The following is a 16,400-nucleotide window of genomic DNA, read 5'->3' as shown; positions in this document are numbered from 1 at the left end:
CTGTCGAAGCAAATCATGTGCATTCCTGTTAATAAACCACTACCATAAGAAGATAGATATGATTAGATGGGAGTTGCTTAAGATGGATGTTTCGATTATTGGTGGGGGTCTTTCTGGTATTTTTGCTGCAAAAACGTTACGAGGTTATGGCCATAACTCTGTGATCATAGAAAAAAGTCGCAGTGTTGGTGGACGAATGGCGACAAGACGAATCGGATCTGGACATGCTGATCATGGGGCGCAGTTTTTCACAGTTCGTTCAAAAGAATTACAAACACTAGCAAATGAATGGCTTGAAAAAGGCTGGATTCAGCGTTGGTTCGGAAACGATTATCCTCGCTATGCTGGCACAAATGGCATGAACCCATTTGTTAAAAATCTTGCAAGTGATCTGTCCATCAAACTAAATGAACAAGTTGTAAAAATAGAATCAACTTCTTCATCAGTAACGTTAGAAACAGCACAAGGTCATTCATTTAAATCAGACGCAACAATTATCACTGCTCCAGTCCCGCAAACACTTTCATTACTTCAGCAGTCACCTTTACTATTGAAGGAAGAAATCGAGCGGAATCTTGCCACTTCACATTTCAATCCTGCTTTTGTTGGACTGATTAGCCTTAAAAGCCCGATAAATATAGGTGAAAAAGGTATCATCTCTAATAATTTGCCTTCTGGTGTAGATAAAATCGTCGCTAACGACGAAAAGGGAATCTCTCTTTCTCCGATTTTATCTGTATACATGACTGGAGAATGGAGTGCTGAACGTTTTATGGATCAAGACGAATCGATTATAAATCAGCTTGTCGATATCATTACGCCCAATACTGTCCGTAGCGAGATGATTAATGACGTCCAGTTGAAACGTTGGCGATATGCTGAAGCATCTCACGTATATGATGAACCTTTCTTGAAATTGGATAACTACCCTATCTATATTGCCGGTGACAGCTTTTTGATGACAGATGATACTAGTGGACGAACAAGAGTGGAGAGTGCAATTCTATCAGGAATCCGTGCAGGAGAAGCTATCCATAAACGATTATTATCGATTTAAAAAATGCTCAGAGATTCTTTCTCTGAGCATTTTTCATCTTAATACGTTTTTATCACTAGACTAATTAGGTGGTTAAAAACTGAAAATACTGATTGTTACATTATGATCGATGTACTTTTTGCATTTCCTTCGCTTTTTCCGCCGCCTCAACGACTTTATCGACATCACTTCCGAATCCTGCCTCAACAACAGCACTGTAACCACCTTCTAGTAACGGAGCGTCAGCAATTCTAATATTTAATGGATCGGCGAGCATTTCTATCGCTAGCTCGGCGTTGATTAATGCACTTCCAAGATCAAATAAAATAACTGTTCCTTTTGGTGAGTGAACGGACTCAAGTGCCGTTTTAATATCAAACGCATTTGTCCCTATCCCTCCATCTTCTTCTCCACCGGCTATTCCAATCGTCACTGCCGGTTGCATTTCATACAAAAGAGCTTTCAACCCCTTTACAATGTCTGCACTGTGCGAAACAAATACGAGACTTACATAATCCAATTTAATGCCCTCCCTCTATCATCGTTTCTGCCAAACTTTCAAAAAGAAGATAGCTGGACATTGCACCAGGATCAATGTGTCCAACAGAGCGTTCTCCTAAATAAGCAGCCCGCCCTTTCTTCGCATGAAGTTCTTTCGTAGCTAGCATGTTTTTATGTGCTAGCGTCTTAAATTCTTCCCAGTTAATAGCTGATGTTTCAGCGAATTCAGCCAATAATGGACTCCACACATCAACCATCGTTTTTTCCCCAACTGACGATTTACCACGATGGATAATCGCTTGTTCTCCCTCTTTCAACACATCCAATAATTCTACATCAGATAACTTTATATTTGTCCCCATTTTTATGCTCATTTTCAGAAACGCCGAACCATACAAGGGGCCCGCAGCTCCACCCACTTTTCCGATCATTGTCATCGCTACTGCTTTGCTCAACTCTCCAAGCGTATCGAACGACTTACCCTCAAGCGTTTTAATGACTTCAGTTAATCCTCTTGACATATTTATTCCATGGTCTCCATCACCGATTGATTGATCTAAGTCCGTCAATGTATTTTTATTTGCTTGTATTTTCTCATCAAATTTTCTAAACCACGTTACAGTTGACTCAATTGTTAAACTCATTCTCTGCCCCCTCAATTCCATAATAAAGCAAATTCAATTATCTTTTAAATGCAACCGTATCTGCTGGTGCACAAAGCAATTCTTCCAACTGATCATCTAACCTCAGAATAGTTACAGATGCGCCGCCCATCTCTAACGAAGTCATCCATTCACCAACAATCGTTTCCGACACATTTAACCCTTTTTCTTTTAAAATATGGCTAAGTGTATGATTCATAATGTACAATTCCATCAATGGCGTTGATCCAAGCCCGTTGATGAGCACCGCAACATCCTCCCCGGGAATCAATTGCAAATCATCATTTATTTTAGTAAATAACGTGTCAACCAGATCATTTGCCTGAAAAATTTCTTTTCTCTCAATACCAGGTTCACCATGAATTCCTGTGCCAATCTCCATTTCATTTTCTCCAAGCGTAAAACCTGGCTTTCCTGCTGCTGGAACAGTAGCAGGACTTAGTGACATCCCCATAGATTTCACATTTTTAATCACTTTGTTCGCAACGGCCTCGACCTCTAGTAAATTTGCACCGGTTTCAGCCAGTGCTCCAGCAATTTTATGCACTAAAACAGTTCCTGCAATTCCTCTTCGACCACTCGTAAACGAACTATCTTCGACGGCTACATCATCATTGACGACGACTTGTCTCACGTCAATACCCTCGGCCTCCGCTAATTCAGCTGCCATTTCAAAGTTCATCACATCACCGGTATAGTTTTTAATAATCAGTAATACACCATGTCCACTATCGACAGCTTTAATTGCTGCAAAAACTTGGTCAGGTGTTGGAGAAGTAAATACTTCGCCTGCAACAGCAGCGTCCAACATTCCTTTTCCAACATAGCCGCCATGTGCAGGTTCATGACCGCTACCTCCACCACTAACCATACCAACTTTCCCTTTTATAGGTGCATCAACTCTCACTAATACCGTAGTCCCTTCAATCCTTCTCAATTGTTTCGGGTGCGCGGCCACCATTCCTTCTAACATTTCATCTACAACCGCGTTCACGTCATTCAAGATTTTTTTCATAACAAAACCACGCTCCTTCAATAAGTTATTAACCAAACCAAGACTCTATTTGCAGAATTTATTTACACAAGCCGTTTTCCAGATATTGATCGAGCCACGTGCACCCCTGAACTTGTCGCACCAACCGTGCCAGCACCAGGAAACACATTGTCACCGCACAACCATAACCCTGGTAATTTCGTTCGATGTTGCACCGCCCTCCATAAAGCATTCGCCTTTGTTTGCGAAAATCCTCCTACACCACCAGAATTTCGATGAACAAATCTTTCCCATGCCCTAGGACCACCTGTCAATTGATGGCGTAAACCAATTCTCGCGCCCGGCATCATCTCTTCCAATTTTGCCAACACACTTTCTAAAATCACCGAAGCATGCTCATCGTATTCGTGTTTCGTCTGCCATTCTTTTAAATCAATATGTGTCGACACAGTCATTGTCCGGTACCCATCAGGAGCTCGTAGAAGATCACCTTTTTCAGATAGCGACATAAAAAAATGGTTTGCACCAGTAGGTTCTGCTTCTGGATTGACCATCACTTGATGGAACAAATTAGTACTAGCCGGGATCACTTCTTCTTTCAAACTAAGGTATGTCGTAAACGATCCCCACTGTTTCAACGGATCTTCTTTCTTTTTCAAAGCAGGTTTAATGATTTGATACTCCTTTGGCTCGAGTAAATCACCAATCCCTCCCAAAGGAATATTAAGAACAACATGATCAGCTTCGTATGCATTACCTCGGTGGTCTAAAATTAGCCAACTTTTCCCTTCCCTACGAACCGAAATAACACGCCGCGGCTTTTTCACTGTCCCACCATTTTCTTTGATCGACTGAACAAGTTCCTCGGCTTCGCGATATAAACCACCCTTAACATAAAAAGCACGATGATGGTAAATATCTAAAGCCGTCGCCCCCATCATCAACTCACACTTCTCATACGAAGTCTGCATACTATCCATCAAAACACCGTTTATAAAATGTCTAAAAGTGTCACAATGCTCCAATCTGTGTTTCTTCACCAACGAATCAAGCGTCCTACCAAAATAAGGAATTAACCCCACCGACTTCGGTGATAATCCCCTAACTAACGCAAATATCTCCTGTTTCGATTTCGGAGGCAGCACCGGATAATGAAGCATATGCTTTCTCACTCCTCGTCCAATTCCCCACACTTCTTTGAAAAAATTTGCAATATGTATAAATTCATCAGGTTCTTCTTTCTCCCACATCGCTAAAAATCGCGAACGGTTTGTATAATATGGAAAAACCCTTTTTCCGATACGAACATCCATCACTGTTTCCAATTCAGTAAGTTCCAGTTGAATATCTAATTGGTCATTTACTTTTTTGTGAATCCCGTCCAATTCAAATCCCATTCCAAGAGTGGCACCAACAGGAAAAGTAAAATCGCTTCTCTGAAACTTACCAGCACATCCTCCCCATTCTGCAGCAGCTTCAAATAATGTAACGTGGTATCCTTGTTTCTGAAGCAGCGCCCCCGCCGTTAGTCCTGCTATTCCAGATCCTACAACTATTACCTTTTCCCCCATCTTAATACCTCCGCTTGTTACCTTTTATAGTCATTATCTTAAAGGTTAGTAATTTTTGCAAAGTATTCGTATTGAATAAGTCACCAAGTCTCATAAATGCAAAAGAGGCTGTCCACCCAAATGATGGGGACAACCTCTAGCTTCTTCACTAAACAAAATGAATTATTTTATCCTTCCAAAAGAAGTGATTCTGGATCTTCAATCAATTGCTTTACTTTAACGAGGAACTGGACGGCATCTTTCCCGTCAATGATTCGATGATCGTATGATAATGCAATGTACATCATCGGACGAACTTCAATTTCATCATTCTCCATCACAATCGGACGCTTCTGTATCGTATGCATACCTAGAATACCAACTTGTGGTGCGTTTAAGATTGGCGTCGACCATAACGAACCAAATACGCCGCCATTCGTAATTGTGAATGTTCCACCTGTAAGATCGCTTATAGCTAACTTTTTATCGTGGGCTTTTTTCCCTAATTCTCCAACTTCTCTCTCGATACCTGCAAAGTCCAAACGATCTGCATTGCGGACGACTGGAACAACCAAACCTTCTTCTGTTGATACAGCAATACCAATGTCATAGAATTTCTTTAAGACGACATCATCTCCATCAATTTCTGCGTTCACATTTGGATATTTCTTTAATGCACCGATAACCGCTTTTGTGAAAAACGACATAAATCCTAACTTCACGCCATTTGCATCTAAGAACTGATCTTTTCTGCGATTACGAAGATCCATTAAATTCGTCATGTCCACTTCATTGAACGTTGTCAACATCGCCGCAGTTTGTTGTGCTTCTACTAAACGTTTCGCAATCGTTTTACGACGACGAGTCATCGGAATTCTTTCTACTGGTTTAGCTGGATCATCTTGTTTCTTCTCAGGCTTCTTAGATTCAGTCGATGCCTGTTTACTAGAAGATTGCTGCCTCGATCCATGTTCATCAATATCTTCTTTACGGATACGCCCGAGTGGATCTCTTGGACTCACGTCACTTAAGCTAATTCCTTTTTCTCGTGCATATTTACGAGCAGACGGAGAAGCAAGCGGTCGTTCATGATCGTCGTTTGAATCTGACTCAGGCTGTTGGTTATTGACCTTCGTATCAGAAGGAGCTTTCGTTTCTTCAGGTTGTTCTTCTGGTTTCGACTCTTGTTCTGGTTTCTTTTCAGAATCATCACTTTTAGCTTCTGATTTTCCACTTGTATTTATTTTAGCGATGATATCGCCTACTTTTACAGTATCGCCAGCTTCAAACAGTGTACTCTCAAGAACACCTGCTTCATCTGCTGAAAGTTCAACATTCACTTTATCTGTTTCTAATTCGACGATGTCTTCACCTTTTTCTACAAAATCCCCCGGTTGTTTTAACCACTCTGCTATGGTGCCTTCTGTAACTGATTCTGCTAATTCTGGTACTACTACTTCTAACATTCGTTCTATCTCCCTTCTTAGTTTCGCGTTGTTGCTTCGGTTAAAATTCTATTCTGGTCTTTTTTGTGTACTTTGGGATCGCCTTCTGCGGTACTAGAACGACGTCTCCGGCCAATAAAAGTGACTTGATTTTCATGGCTGCTCAACTCTTGTAAGTAAGGAAGAATATAGTGCCAAGCTCCCATATTTTGTGGTTCTTCTTGTAACCAGATATATTCATCGACATTTGGATAACGATCCATCACTTCTTGGATCTTCTTGGTTGGAAAAGGATAAATCTCTTCGACTTTCACCATATGCATCCAGTCGAGGTCATCTACTTTCTCGCTAATCACTTCATCAAGTTCCACGGACACTTTTCCGGAACAAAATACAATTCTTTTTACACTATCGTTCTTTTTTCCTAAAAGCTGATTTTCCAAAATAGGCTCAAATTTCCCTTCACTTAACTCTTCAGGAAGAGAAGCAACTTTTTCATTTCTCAACAAGCTTTTTGGTGCCATTAACACTAGCGGACGAATCTCATTTTCTTTTAATAATTTTGCCTGTCTGCGCAACAAATGAAAGTATTGACTTGCTTTTGTCAAGTTTGCCACATGCCAGTTATTTTCAGCTGCCAACGTCAAAAACCGTTCCATTCTCCCGCTTGAGTGTTCTGGTCCTTGCCCTTCATAGCCATGTGGCAACAATAATACAAGTCCAGATTTCTGTCCCCATTTTGCTCGACCACTTGAAATAAACTGGTCAAAGATTACTTGTGCACCGTTGGAAAAATCACCGTATTGTGCTTCCCATATTGTCAACGTTTCTGGAGATTGTACGTTATAGCCATATTCAAAACCTACACACGCCGCTTCTGATAATGGGCTATTATGGATTGCGAAAGAAGCTTTTGCTGACGGCAATGTATGCAGAGGTGAATAAATATTATCAGATTCATAATCATGTAAGACAATATGCCGTTGCGAGAAAGTCCCTCGCTCGGAATCTTGACCTGTCATCCGAATTGGAATTCCGTCTGATAAAATCGTTGCGAACGCCAATGTCTCAGCTAATCCCCAATCAATTTTACCGTCTTGTTGAAAAGAGGCAATTCGACGTTTTAAGATTTTTTCCAATTTAGGGAAAACATTAAATTCATCTGGAAACGCTAAAAGATCATCATTTAACTGTCGTAATGTTTTTAACGGAACCTTCGTTTCAATACCGTCTAAAGTACTTCGAACATAAGCTGGTGGCACCATCATTTCATCAATTGTATCTCGCTTGTTATTTTTTATGTTTTCAAAGTGACTGTCGAGCCTAGCGTTAAACTCATCACGAATTTGCTGATTATATGTTTCCTCAACTAACTTTTCCGTGGACAGTTTCTTTCCATATAGCTCAAAAATCGTTGGATGAGCCTGTATTTTTTTATAAAGTCTTGGTTGTGTTGCCAGAGGTTCATCCATTTCATTATGACCATATCTACGATAACCAATCAAATCGATCACTATATCTTTGGCAAATTCCTTGCGATACAAATAAGCTAAATGTATCGTGGCAATACAGGCCTCAGGATCGTCAGCATTTACATGAATAACTGGGATTTCATAACCTTTTGCTAAATCACTAGCATATTTTGTCGATCTTGAGTCTCCACTCACCGTCGTGAAACCAATCATGTTATTTGCGATGATATGTATCGTTCCACCTGTTGTATACCCATTCAATTGACTTAAATTCAATGTCTCTGCAACAATGCCTTGCCCCGGGAAAGCGGCATCTCCATGAATGGAAATGGTCAAAGATTTATAAATTGATTGAGTTGGAAGACCAGGCTTTGAACGATCGTCTTGAGCTGCACGCGTCGATCCTTCTACAACAGGATTGACAAACTCTAAGTGACTAGGATTATTCGCTAAGGTGATCGTCGCATTAGATTTATCCTCTGTGATTTCCCTGTCTGCTCCAAGATGATACTTTACATCTCCAGTCCAACCGTAGTTAATCCCTACCGAACCTTCAGAAGGAACCAAATCTTTGTTAGGTGCGTCATGAAATTCGGAAAATATCATCTCGTATGGTTTCCCTAAAACGTGTGCAAGTACATTCAAACGTCCTCTGTGTGCCATACCAATCATCAATTTTTCCGTTCCGTCCTCAACAGATTCACGAACAACCTCATCAAGCATTGGCACCATCGTGTCTAAACCTTCAATTGAGAAGCGTTTTTGTCCTTTGAAAGTTTTGTGGATATAATGTTCAAAACCTTCCACTTTATTTAAACGTTCAAGTAATTTACGCTTTTTATCATCTGATAATGGTGGTAAATAATCACCAGACTCGACTTTTTGAAACAACCATTTCCGCTCATCAATATCGTGAACTTGGTTGAATTCAAACGCTTGCTTTTTTGTATAGATTCCTTTTAAGTGCTCAATCGCTTCCAATCCATTCTTTAAAGAGCGATAGTAGTGAGGCGAAAGTAATTCTGGTGGAACTTTCTTTAATTCTTCTTCTGTTAATTCGAACCGTTCAAGATCAAAAATGTTTGGTTTATCTTCTAATTCAATTGGAGAAATATCCGCCATTAAATGCCCATTGCGACGAATTGATTCAGCAAGCTTCATTGCATTGATTGCCGTGTAATAGCTATTGTTATTCGCTAAATTCACCTCTTGATTTCCAAGTGTTTTTTGTTGTTTTTCTTCTCCTTCTTCGTATGCACCCCATTGATCGAAAAAATTCGTTAATTCTTCTTCTACCGAATCAGGGTCCAACGTATACTCTTCATATTTTTCTAGCATGTACCCTAGATTGGGTCCATAAAATTGTGACCAGCCTTCACTCAATCGAATAGACTGATTTGCCATGTCCTTAACCTCCATTGATAATAAATATGTACTACATTTCGTTTTTCACTATGTTGATAGGGCAAAACCGTTTGCAAGGCTATTTTATCACTATCCTTGTCTTTCCTCAAAGGGTTTGTTTTAAGAAATGACATATTTCTCTAGGAATGACTGTCATACAGTCATCTTTCCCACTCATAAAAAAATCAATCGTATTTTTTTATATGTTAAAACCATAACTATGAGGAAGTTATTCTTCTCCAAAAAGATTCTAATCGCAGAAGTGCCTCTTCTAATTCTTCTATTCGATAGGCATATGACAAGCGAACGTAACCTTCGCCCAAATAAGAAAAAGCATCTCCGGGAACAACTGCAAGCTTTTCTTCTTCGAGTAATTTCAATGCAAACTCAAATGATGTAACCCCAGACTTCTTAATAGAGGGAAATACGTAAAACGCGCCTGAGGGTGAATTCGTTGGAAGTCCGATTTCTTCCAAACGTCTTATCATGAAATCTCTTCTTTTTTGATATTCTGATTTCATATCTAGCGAATCGTCTTGCCCGTATTTCATCGCTTCTAACGCAGCATATTGTGAAATAGAGCTCGCGCAACTAACATTATATTGGTGAACTTTAATCATATGTTTACTAATCTCTCTAGGTGAAAAAATAAAACCGATTCTCCAACCTGTCATTGAATGCGACTTGCTTAGGCCATTGATGACAATCGTTCTTTCTCTCATGCCTGGAAACGAGGCAATCGATTGATGGGGTCGGTCATAATTTAATTCAGAATAAATCTCATCAGCAACGACAAATAAATCTTGTTTATTTAAATATGTAGATAATTCCATTAATTGATCATTCGTTAATACCGCACCTGTAGGATTTGATGGATATGAAAGGATAAGTGCTTTTGTCCGCTTCGTTTGATGCCGTCTTATTTGCTCTGTAGTCACGACAAAATTCGTTTCTCTCGTGTCAATAAAGATAGGGACCGCTCCACACAATCGGATAATCGGTTCGTATGCTGGATACACAGGTGCTGGAATTAATACTTCATCTCCCGGTTCTAGAATTGACCTCATCGTGACATCAATGCCTTGGGAAGCACCAGTTGTCACGATGATTTCATCAACTGGATTATAATCTAGCATGTATTTTTTCTTAATAAATTCACTTGTGTATGTACGAAGCTCCATTAATCCAGCATTTGCTGTATACCTCGTTTGATTTTGATCGATCGCCTTTTTGGCTGCTTGCTTTACGTGATCAGGTGTATCGAAATCAGGCTGCCCCAACGTTAATTGAACTGCTTCTGGATAGGCTTGCACTCGATTGAAAAATTGACGAATACCTGATAATTCAATATTTTTTACGTTTGAATTTAATTTTGATTCCATATTTCAAATGCCTCCATAGTTATTCATTTTTTGTGTAGCTCAATAAGGATTAAGTGACATTGTGAGTATTGTTAGGGTAAAGTGAACGAGATAAATTGCAATTGCAATTAAAAATACTTTCCAAAACCATTCAATAAATGATTTATTAACTTTGAAAATTTTTCGTATTTGCGAAAGAGAAAAGCTTACAATTACGATAAGATACATGACTAAATAGAGAATTTCAACCAATACATTTGATCCTTGTAAAGGTTCTGCGACAGAACCAGAAACAAGCAGAAAAACAGTAGCCGCAATCGCAATGACTTTAGATATAAACAATTGAACAAAAATACTCATCGTAAACCACCATGACCACGTCTTTCGTAAAAGAATCCCGATTGCAGCCGGCACAAAAAGCGAAAAAACGCTATCAGAAACTAGTAGCATGAGCAACCTTTCGCTAAAACCCCAGAAGATCCCCACGTAGACGTAATATCCAAAGTAAACAAACACGAACAATAACAGAAAACTAGCAAATATATTAATAGGGATAGCTAATTTACGATCCATTGCACGACTCTCCTCCATCCTTCATAATAAAACGTCCGCTACTCATTCAATAGATCTGCTCCCGAACGGCCTATTAAATATGCGGCAATCGCAAAAGCTTCTGTTTGTTCTCTGACTCGGTCCAATCCTTGGGGAGGCTGGCGAACTTGCAATTGGTATTGATCAGTGATTTGAAGCGTATCTTGATTAGCTTGCCTTAAAAAACTAGACATTTCTTGTAAACCGTACCGACCGCTTTGCATGATTTCGTAAAAGGAGATGAATGCATGCATGACGCCACGATATCTAGTTGCTCGCACCGGAACATCAAATTCAGCTAACCGCTCCGCATAAGCCTCACCTTCATCGCGTAAAGGGTCGAATTCGGCCGTAATGATTAGCGTTGGCGGCAAATCACTTAAATCGTCAGCATGTAAAGGGGAAGAATAAGGATTCGCCCACATTAATTCGTCTGGAGTGTATTGATCTCTCGCCCGATACATGACCTGCCTTGACAATAAATAATAGCCACTATCGTAAATTTCTCGCGATTCCAATGGAACATCTTGGAACGTCGTTAATGGATAGAGTAATACTTGCGAGATGATATCTGGACCATTTCGATCTCGCGCCATCATTGCTGTCACTGTAGCAATGTTTCCACCAGCGCTATCTCCAACAACACTGATTCGATCCACGTCCCCATGAAACGTATCTGCATGATCCACTGCCCATGTTAATGCTGAATAGCTATCTTCTACAGCAGCAGGGAATATATACTCTGGTGCAAGGCGATACCCGGGTGCTAACACAATACTATTTGTCCTTGAAGCTAATGAACGAATAATGTTGTCATGCGTCTCAATGTTTCCGTAACCTTTAAGAAATGCACCACCATGATAGTACATAATGATCGGAAATGGTCCTTCTCCTTGGGGGCGGTACATTCTCATAGGAATTTGCACATCTCCTTGCACAGGAATAAATAAATCTTCTTTTAATAGAGGCGATCCCCCACCGCCACCTCCTCCTGAAACGATGCGAGGGGGGGTTATGTTAATATCCAGGTCAACTAAGTTATTATTAATGGCATGGAGAACAACTGCTGTTTTTGCCGGAAGTCTTCCTTCTTCTGTCGATTGCCATAAATATACAGATAACGATATGATTATCAATAGCACGGCTACACCTAATGAGCTTATTAAAAAAAGATGTTTAAAAAACGGTTTGCCCCATCTCATGTTGTCCTGCCCCTCCCAACATCGAAATTACCTGAATACGTTTTTCACTTTGACATACTATTAAGTTTAATTATAAACCATTTTCGGTTGATAGTATCAAAGAAGAATGAATTACCATTATTCTCGATTTAGCTTCCTATTCATAAGGCTATGTGAGTATTAAAAATTGATTAATGTTCCATAATTTAAAGCTGGTTCCACTGTTTTATTCACCTGCAGCAGCACTAATAATAATTTTTATAATTATGTATTATTTTACTTACTTCCCCTGAAAAAAGTGTACCATTGTGAAAGTCATTCTAAAACACTATTTTCTAATAGGTTTTAATAACTGAGTTGTTTGGCTGATACTTTAATTGTCAGCGTGAAATTTTTTTATTGAGAAAAGAAGGAGGCCGATAGATGTTTATCGGCCCCCTTCTTTTTTAGAATAGTTATTGATCTTTTGCTAAAATTAGGTCAAAGGCTGGGTCACCTTTTAGTAAACCTACGGCGATAGCTGTATAATTCTCACCTTTTTTCAGTTGAATATTTGGTACATTAAATATTGCTTTATCTTGTCCTGCTGGCCGGATGTCTACCGAATATTCCCCTTCTGGCAAATTCTGATACTCGGTTGCCTTTTCGTAACCTACATCCGTAAATAAAGGAGTGTCTATTGAAAAGACATCGACTTTCGGTGCATCGGGAGATAGATGAATTACTCTTAATTTTGCCTCATCATCTACAGTCGTTAAATCATCACTAAATTCAGTAAGGGCTAGATCGTTTAATTTACCACTTGCGGCTAATGTATAAGCTTCTCCAGCCATGAACGTAAGATTTTCTTCTAAAACAGGGTCAGATTTCTTCGGTTTGCTTCCTGCCGCAAAAATCTTTATGTCGTAACTTCCTTCATCGAGTGGTAAGTATTCGCTTAATTCTTTAAATTTCATTCCACTTATGATTTTATCTTTGTTAACATAAACATCAACTGCTGGTGCATCTGGAGACGCATGCAATACGCGAACTTTTGCACCACTCGTGTCTTGATTAGCTTCAGCACTAATTGTTAAAGGCGTCACCAGCATCATTACAAAAGCAGTTAATGTAAACAACATCACGATTCGTTTTCTCACTTATTTCACTCCTATTTTTGTATTTGACAAGGTTATCCTGTCCAATTTATTACCTTTATATGTACGTATATCAGTCTAAAATGTTTGATAAAAAGTCGGAGAGGTTATAACTAAACCGTCATACACAAACAACCAATTAAATTTTTAAGCGAGGATGGTTAATTAAATGGAAAAATTACTAGAATCATTAAAGAAATTAGATGGAAAGTCCTACCGTTCTTTGAAATCAATTCAAGGCACTTACCATGGAGATCTGTTTACTTTGTTTGTAGACTATGTCCAGGGAGACCCTTTTGCAGCACCATCGAGAATTCGAATATTTATTCCTATGAAACACTTGGATATCAGATCGACACAATTTAATACAAATGAGCGTCTCGTTGCATGCAAGCATTTTTTTGCCAATGAGTTTTCAAAGCAACTCGTCAAAACAAAGAATCCGGTCCACGGAACGGGAAAAAGTGGCATGGTCTTCATAGATCAACCTGGCCAAGAGGTGATTGACCGAACGGCAGTTAAAATCAACGAATCTGGAATCGAATTTCGACTATCTGTTGGACTACCTGCACAAGGTCGACGCATTCTTGGCCACCAAGCTGCAACACTCTTAGGCCGAATCGCCCCTGAAATTGCAACGAATACGGTCGCTAACTACGATCGCAACCGTTTGAAAGAAGCGATCCAATTAACTGATGATCAGACGGAAATACGTCGACAATTAAAGAAGAGGAACTTAATTGCTTTCGTAGCAAATAATGCAATTCTCCCAAGGAAAAGCGGAATAAGCGACAAACCGCTGAGTGGAAAGGATGTCATCTCTTTCCAAAGTCCAGAAAACTATCAAGTTTCGATCGAGCTTCCTTCCGGAAAAACCATTGTAGGTATGGGAGTGAATAAAGGGATCAGCTTGATTATTGGCGGGGGTTACCATGGTAAGAGTACGCTGCTTCAGGCTATCGAAAGAGGTGTCTACAATCATCAATTAGACGATGGAAGAGAATATGTAATCACAGATGACACTGCGATGAAAATCCGCTCCGAAGACGGACGGAGTGTCAGTCATGTAAATATTTCTGCTTTTATTAATGATTTGCCCTTTGGTAAAAAAACGACGGATTTCTCATCTCAAGATGCAAGTGGAAGTACATCTCAAGCCGCTAATATCGTTGAAGCTCTAGAAATGAAAGCCAACACTCTTCTGATCGATGAGGATACAAGCGCAACAAATTTTATGATTCGTGACGGGCGTATGCAACAATTAGTCAAAAAAACGAAAGAACCGATCACTCCGTTTATCGATCGTGTTCGAACCCTTTATGATGACCATGGTGTTTCTACGGTTCTTGTATTAGGTGGTTCTGGTGATTACTTCGATGTTGCCGACCACATTATTATGATGGACGAATACCAACCTGTGGATAAAACGGAAGAAGCAAAAAGTTTAGCCCGTGATATGAAAACTACGCGAACGGCTGAAGGTTCAAGTTTCATCGAACTTCAGCAATCACGGCATGTCCAACGACAAGCAATCTCTAAGCTTTTAGACAGAAAAGAAAAAGTTGATGGGAAAGGTCTTCACACTATTAGAATCGGAAATAGCAACATTATTTTGAATGATGTTGCGCAGTTGGTTGACGCAAGCCAAACGCGAGCAATCGCCCAGATGATTAAAAAAACCGTCAAGGACACAAACGGCCCGACGGAATTAAAAGCAACGATAGACAAACTTTATTCAAACATTGAAAAAAATGGTATTGATTCTTTATCAGCTTTTGTTAATCAGCACCCTGGCGACTTTGCCTTACCACGTAAACTCGAAGTTGCAGCAGCATTTAACAGGATTCGATTAGAAACACGCTAGCTATTTGTTGATTCGCTACTACTTAGGTAAGTAATCCACCTTAGTAGTAGCTAAAATCACTTCAGCTTACTCAAAAATTGAAACATATTCCCCATATCCTTCTGCTTCGAGTTCAGCTTTAGGAATAAATTTCAACGAAGCTGAATTAATACAATAACGTAATCCAGTTGGGGCAGGTCCATCTGTAAAGACATGACCTAAGTGAGAGTCACCAGTTTTACTGCGGACTTCGGTACGAACCATGAACAAACTACGATCATTTTTTTCAACAACAGCTTCTTCTTTAACCGGCTTCGTAAAACTTGGCCAACCACAGTTCGATTCAAATTTATCCTTTGATGTAAATAACGCTTCACCCGAGACAACATCGACATATAACCCCTCTTCGAAAAAATCCCATAGCGGGTTTTTAAAAGGTGGTTCCGTCGCATCCTCTTGCGTAACGCTAAATTGGATTGGCGTCAGTTTCTGCTTTAATTCGTCCTTACTCATTTCTAAACACCCCACGTTTTCGTAATATAATCTTCTCTGCCGCTTCCTTTTCGATACATCTTATAATGCATTGAGTTCTTTTTATAATAGTGCTGATGATAATCCTCTGCCGAATAGAATGTCGAAGCTGCTTTTATTTTCGTCACAACTGGCGCCTTAAATTTACCGCTCTCGTCAAGCGCCTTTTTTGCATCTTCTGCAATTTGTTTTTGTTGTTCGTCATGATAAAAAATCGCTGTCGTATAAGACTCTCCGCGATCATGAAATTGACCACCAGGATCTGTTGGATCTATTTGTTGCCAAAACAGTTCGACTAATTTTTCATATGGAAAAATCTCCGGATCGTACGTGATTTGAACGGCCTCTACATGGCCTGTCGTTTCTGAACAGACTTCCTCATACGTTGGATTCTCTGTGTGACCACCTGTATACCCTGATTCTACTTTATGAATTCCCGGCTGTTCATCAAACGGGGAAACCATGCACCAGAAACAGCCTCCTGCAAATGTTGCTTTTTTCAATCCTTGTTGTTCCATCAAACAAAAACCCCTTTCATTATTGAATCATTCTCTGTTAAACGGTATTTTGAATATAAAATATTCTAATTCAGTGAAGTACCTCTTGTTATTTTGTGTCGAACTTGGAAAATGCTTTTGAATTACAACATTATCACCATTATAACATGGGAAATGTCGGTTTCCTTATTAGGTG

Annotated in this window: 14 protein-coding genes; 2 read left to right on the top strand and 12 right to left on the bottom strand. The window is 39.6% G+C overall.

All coding sequences use genetic code 11. The features are described from left to right. Positions 1 to 82: 82 nt before the first annotated feature. Positions 83 to 1,057, top strand: a complete 975-nt coding sequence (locus tag ACM26V_RS02105) for an NAD(P)/FAD-dependent oxidoreductase (protein ID WP_416149816.1) — start codon at positions 83 to 85, stop codon at positions 1,055 to 1,057. Between the two features lie 100 nt (positions 1,058 to 1,157). On the opposite strand, the gene dhaM is transcribed toward ACM26V_RS02105, so the two are convergent. From dhaM to ACM26V_RS02055, 10 genes are all read right to left on the bottom strand, one after another. After that, positions 1,158 to 1,556 carry a dihydroxyacetone kinase phosphoryl donor subunit DhaM gene (gene dhaM / locus ACM26V_RS02100; protein ID WP_416149815.1) on the bottom strand — a complete coding sequence of 133 codons (399 nt, stop codon included), beginning with the start codon at positions 1,554 to 1,556 and terminating at the stop codon, positions 1,158 to 1,160. 1 nt (position 1,557) lies between these two features. Continuing rightward, positions 1,558 to 2,181, bottom strand: a complete 624-nt coding sequence (gene dhaL / locus ACM26V_RS02095) for a dihydroxyacetone kinase subunit DhaL (RefSeq protein WP_416149814.1) — start codon at positions 2,179 to 2,181, stop codon at positions 1,558 to 1,560. 37 nt (positions 2,182 to 2,218) lie between these two features. Continuing rightward, positions 2,219 to 3,214 carry a dihydroxyacetone kinase subunit DhaK gene (gene dhaK, locus ACM26V_RS02090; protein WP_416149813.1) on the bottom strand — a complete coding sequence of 332 codons (996 nt, stop codon included), beginning with the start codon at positions 3,212 to 3,214 and terminating at the stop codon, positions 2,219 to 2,221. Between the two features lie 62 nt (positions 3,215 to 3,276). Next, positions 3,277 to 4,764 carry a phytoene desaturase family protein gene (locus ACM26V_RS02085; protein WP_416149812.1) on the bottom strand — a complete coding sequence of 496 codons (1,488 nt, stop codon included), beginning with the start codon at positions 4,762 to 4,764 and terminating at the stop codon, positions 3,277 to 3,279. 167 nt (positions 4,765 to 4,931) lie between these two features. Beyond that, positions 4,932 to 6,209 carry a 2-oxoglutarate dehydrogenase complex dihydrolipoyllysine-residue succinyltransferase gene (gene odhB / locus ACM26V_RS02080; protein ID WP_416149811.1) on the bottom strand — a complete coding sequence of 426 codons (1,278 nt, stop codon included), beginning with the start codon at positions 6,207 to 6,209 and terminating at the stop codon, positions 4,932 to 4,934. A gap of 17 nt (positions 6,210 to 6,226) precedes the next feature. Further along, positions 6,227 to 9,064, bottom strand: coding sequence for a 2-oxoglutarate dehydrogenase E1 component (locus ACM26V_RS02075; protein ID WP_416149810.1), 2,838 nt, complete (start codon positions 9,062 to 9,064; stop codon positions 6,227 to 6,229). A 218-nt stretch (positions 9,065 to 9,282) separates the two neighbouring features. Continuing rightward, complete coding sequence (locus tag ACM26V_RS02070; protein ID WP_416149809.1) at positions 9,283 to 10,446, bottom strand: aminotransferase A; 1,164 nt, start codon at positions 10,444 to 10,446, stop codon at positions 9,283 to 9,285. A gap of 39 nt (positions 10,447 to 10,485) precedes the next feature. Beyond that, positions 10,486 to 10,998 carry a hypothetical protein gene (locus tag ACM26V_RS02065; protein WP_416149808.1) on the bottom strand — a complete coding sequence of 171 codons (513 nt, stop codon included), beginning with the start codon at positions 10,996 to 10,998 and terminating at the stop codon, positions 10,486 to 10,488. A gap of 38 nt (positions 10,999 to 11,036) precedes the next feature. After that, positions 11,037 to 12,218 carry an alpha/beta hydrolase gene (locus ACM26V_RS02060; protein WP_416149807.1) on the bottom strand — a complete coding sequence of 394 codons (1,182 nt, stop codon included), beginning with the start codon at positions 12,216 to 12,218 and terminating at the stop codon, positions 11,037 to 11,039. 434 nt (positions 12,219 to 12,652) lie between these two features. Beyond that, entirely contained in the window at positions 12,653 to 13,336 is a 684-nt protein-coding gene (locus ACM26V_RS02055; RefSeq protein ID WP_416149806.1) for a DUF4397 domain-containing protein, read from the bottom strand. Between the two features lie 166 nt (positions 13,337 to 13,502). Here ACM26V_RS02055 and ACM26V_RS02050 point away from each other — a divergent pair, with 166 nt between their 5' ends. Further along, on the top strand, positions 13,503 to 15,197 hold the full coding sequence (locus ACM26V_RS02050; RefSeq protein WP_416149805.1) for an ABC-ATPase domain-containing protein: 1,695 nt from the start codon (positions 13,503 to 13,505) through the stop codon (positions 15,195 to 15,197). Between the two features lie 66 nt (positions 15,198 to 15,263). On the opposite strand, the gene msrB is transcribed toward ACM26V_RS02050, so the two are convergent. Then, positions 15,264 to 15,689 carry a peptide-methionine (R)-S-oxide reductase MsrB gene (gene msrB, locus ACM26V_RS02045; RefSeq protein ID WP_416149804.1) on the bottom strand — a complete coding sequence of 142 codons (426 nt, stop codon included), beginning with the start codon at positions 15,687 to 15,689 and terminating at the stop codon, positions 15,264 to 15,266. A 2-nt stretch (positions 15,690 to 15,691) separates the two neighbouring features. Beyond that, complete coding sequence (msrA, locus tag ACM26V_RS02040) at positions 15,692 to 16,225, bottom strand: peptide-methionine (S)-S-oxide reductase MsrA (RefSeq protein WP_416149803.1); 534 nt, start codon at positions 16,223 to 16,225, stop codon at positions 15,692 to 15,694. Positions 16,226 to 16,400: the final 175 nt, after the last annotated feature.

The sequence above is a fragment of the Salipaludibacillus sp. HK11 genome (assembly GCF_047795645.1).
In the GTDB taxonomy this organism is placed as follows: domain Bacteria; phylum Bacillota; class Bacilli; order Bacillales; family Salisediminibacteriaceae; genus Salipaludibacillus.
This window is presented reverse-complemented; position numbering and strand designations above follow the sequence as displayed.

Bases quoted from the DNA above. Each gene is read 5' to 3' on its own strand.
- ACM26V_RS02060 (WP_416149807.1), bottom strand. From the start codon at position 12,218: ATGAGATGGGGCAAACCGTTTTTTAAACATCTTTTTTTAATAAGCTCA.
- ACM26V_RS02075 (WP_416149810.1), bottom strand. From the start codon at position 9,064: ATGGCAAATCAGTCTATTCGATTGAGTGAAGGCTGGTCACAATTTTAT.
- dhaL (WP_416149814.1), bottom strand. From the start codon at position 2,181: ATGAGTTTAACAATTGAGTCAACTGTAACGTGGTTTAGAAAATTTGAT.
- ACM26V_RS02105 (WP_416149816.1), top strand. From the start codon at position 83: ATGGATGTTTCGATTATTGGTGGGGGTCTTTCTGGTATTTTTGCTGCA.
- ACM26V_RS02065 (WP_416149808.1), bottom strand. From the start codon at position 10,998: ATGGATCGTAAATTAGCTATCCCTATTAATATATTTGCTAGTTTTCTG.
- odhB (WP_416149811.1), bottom strand. From the start codon at position 6,209: ATGTTAGAAGTAGTAGTACCAGAATTAGCAGAATCAGTTACAGAAGGC.
- msrB (WP_416149804.1), bottom strand. From the start codon at position 15,689: ATGAGTAAGGACGAATTAAAGCAGAAACTGACGCCAATCCAATTTAGC.
- ACM26V_RS02050 (WP_416149805.1), top strand. From the start codon at position 13,503: ATGGAAAAATTACTAGAATCATTAAAGAAATTAGATGGAAAGTCCTAC.
- ACM26V_RS02070 (WP_416149809.1), bottom strand. From the start codon at position 10,446: ATGGAATCAAAATTAAATTCAAACGTAAAAAATATTGAATTATCAGGT.
- ACM26V_RS02085 (WP_416149812.1), bottom strand. From the start codon at position 4,764: ATGGGGGAAAAGGTAATAGTTGTAGGATCTGGAATAGCAGGACTAACG.
- dhaK (WP_416149813.1), bottom strand. From the start codon at position 3,214: ATGAAAAAAATCTTGAATGACGTGAACGCGGTTGTAGATGAAATGTTA.
- msrA (WP_416149803.1), bottom strand. From the start codon at position 16,225: ATGGAACAACAAGGATTGAAAAAAGCAACATTTGCAGGAGGCTGTTTC.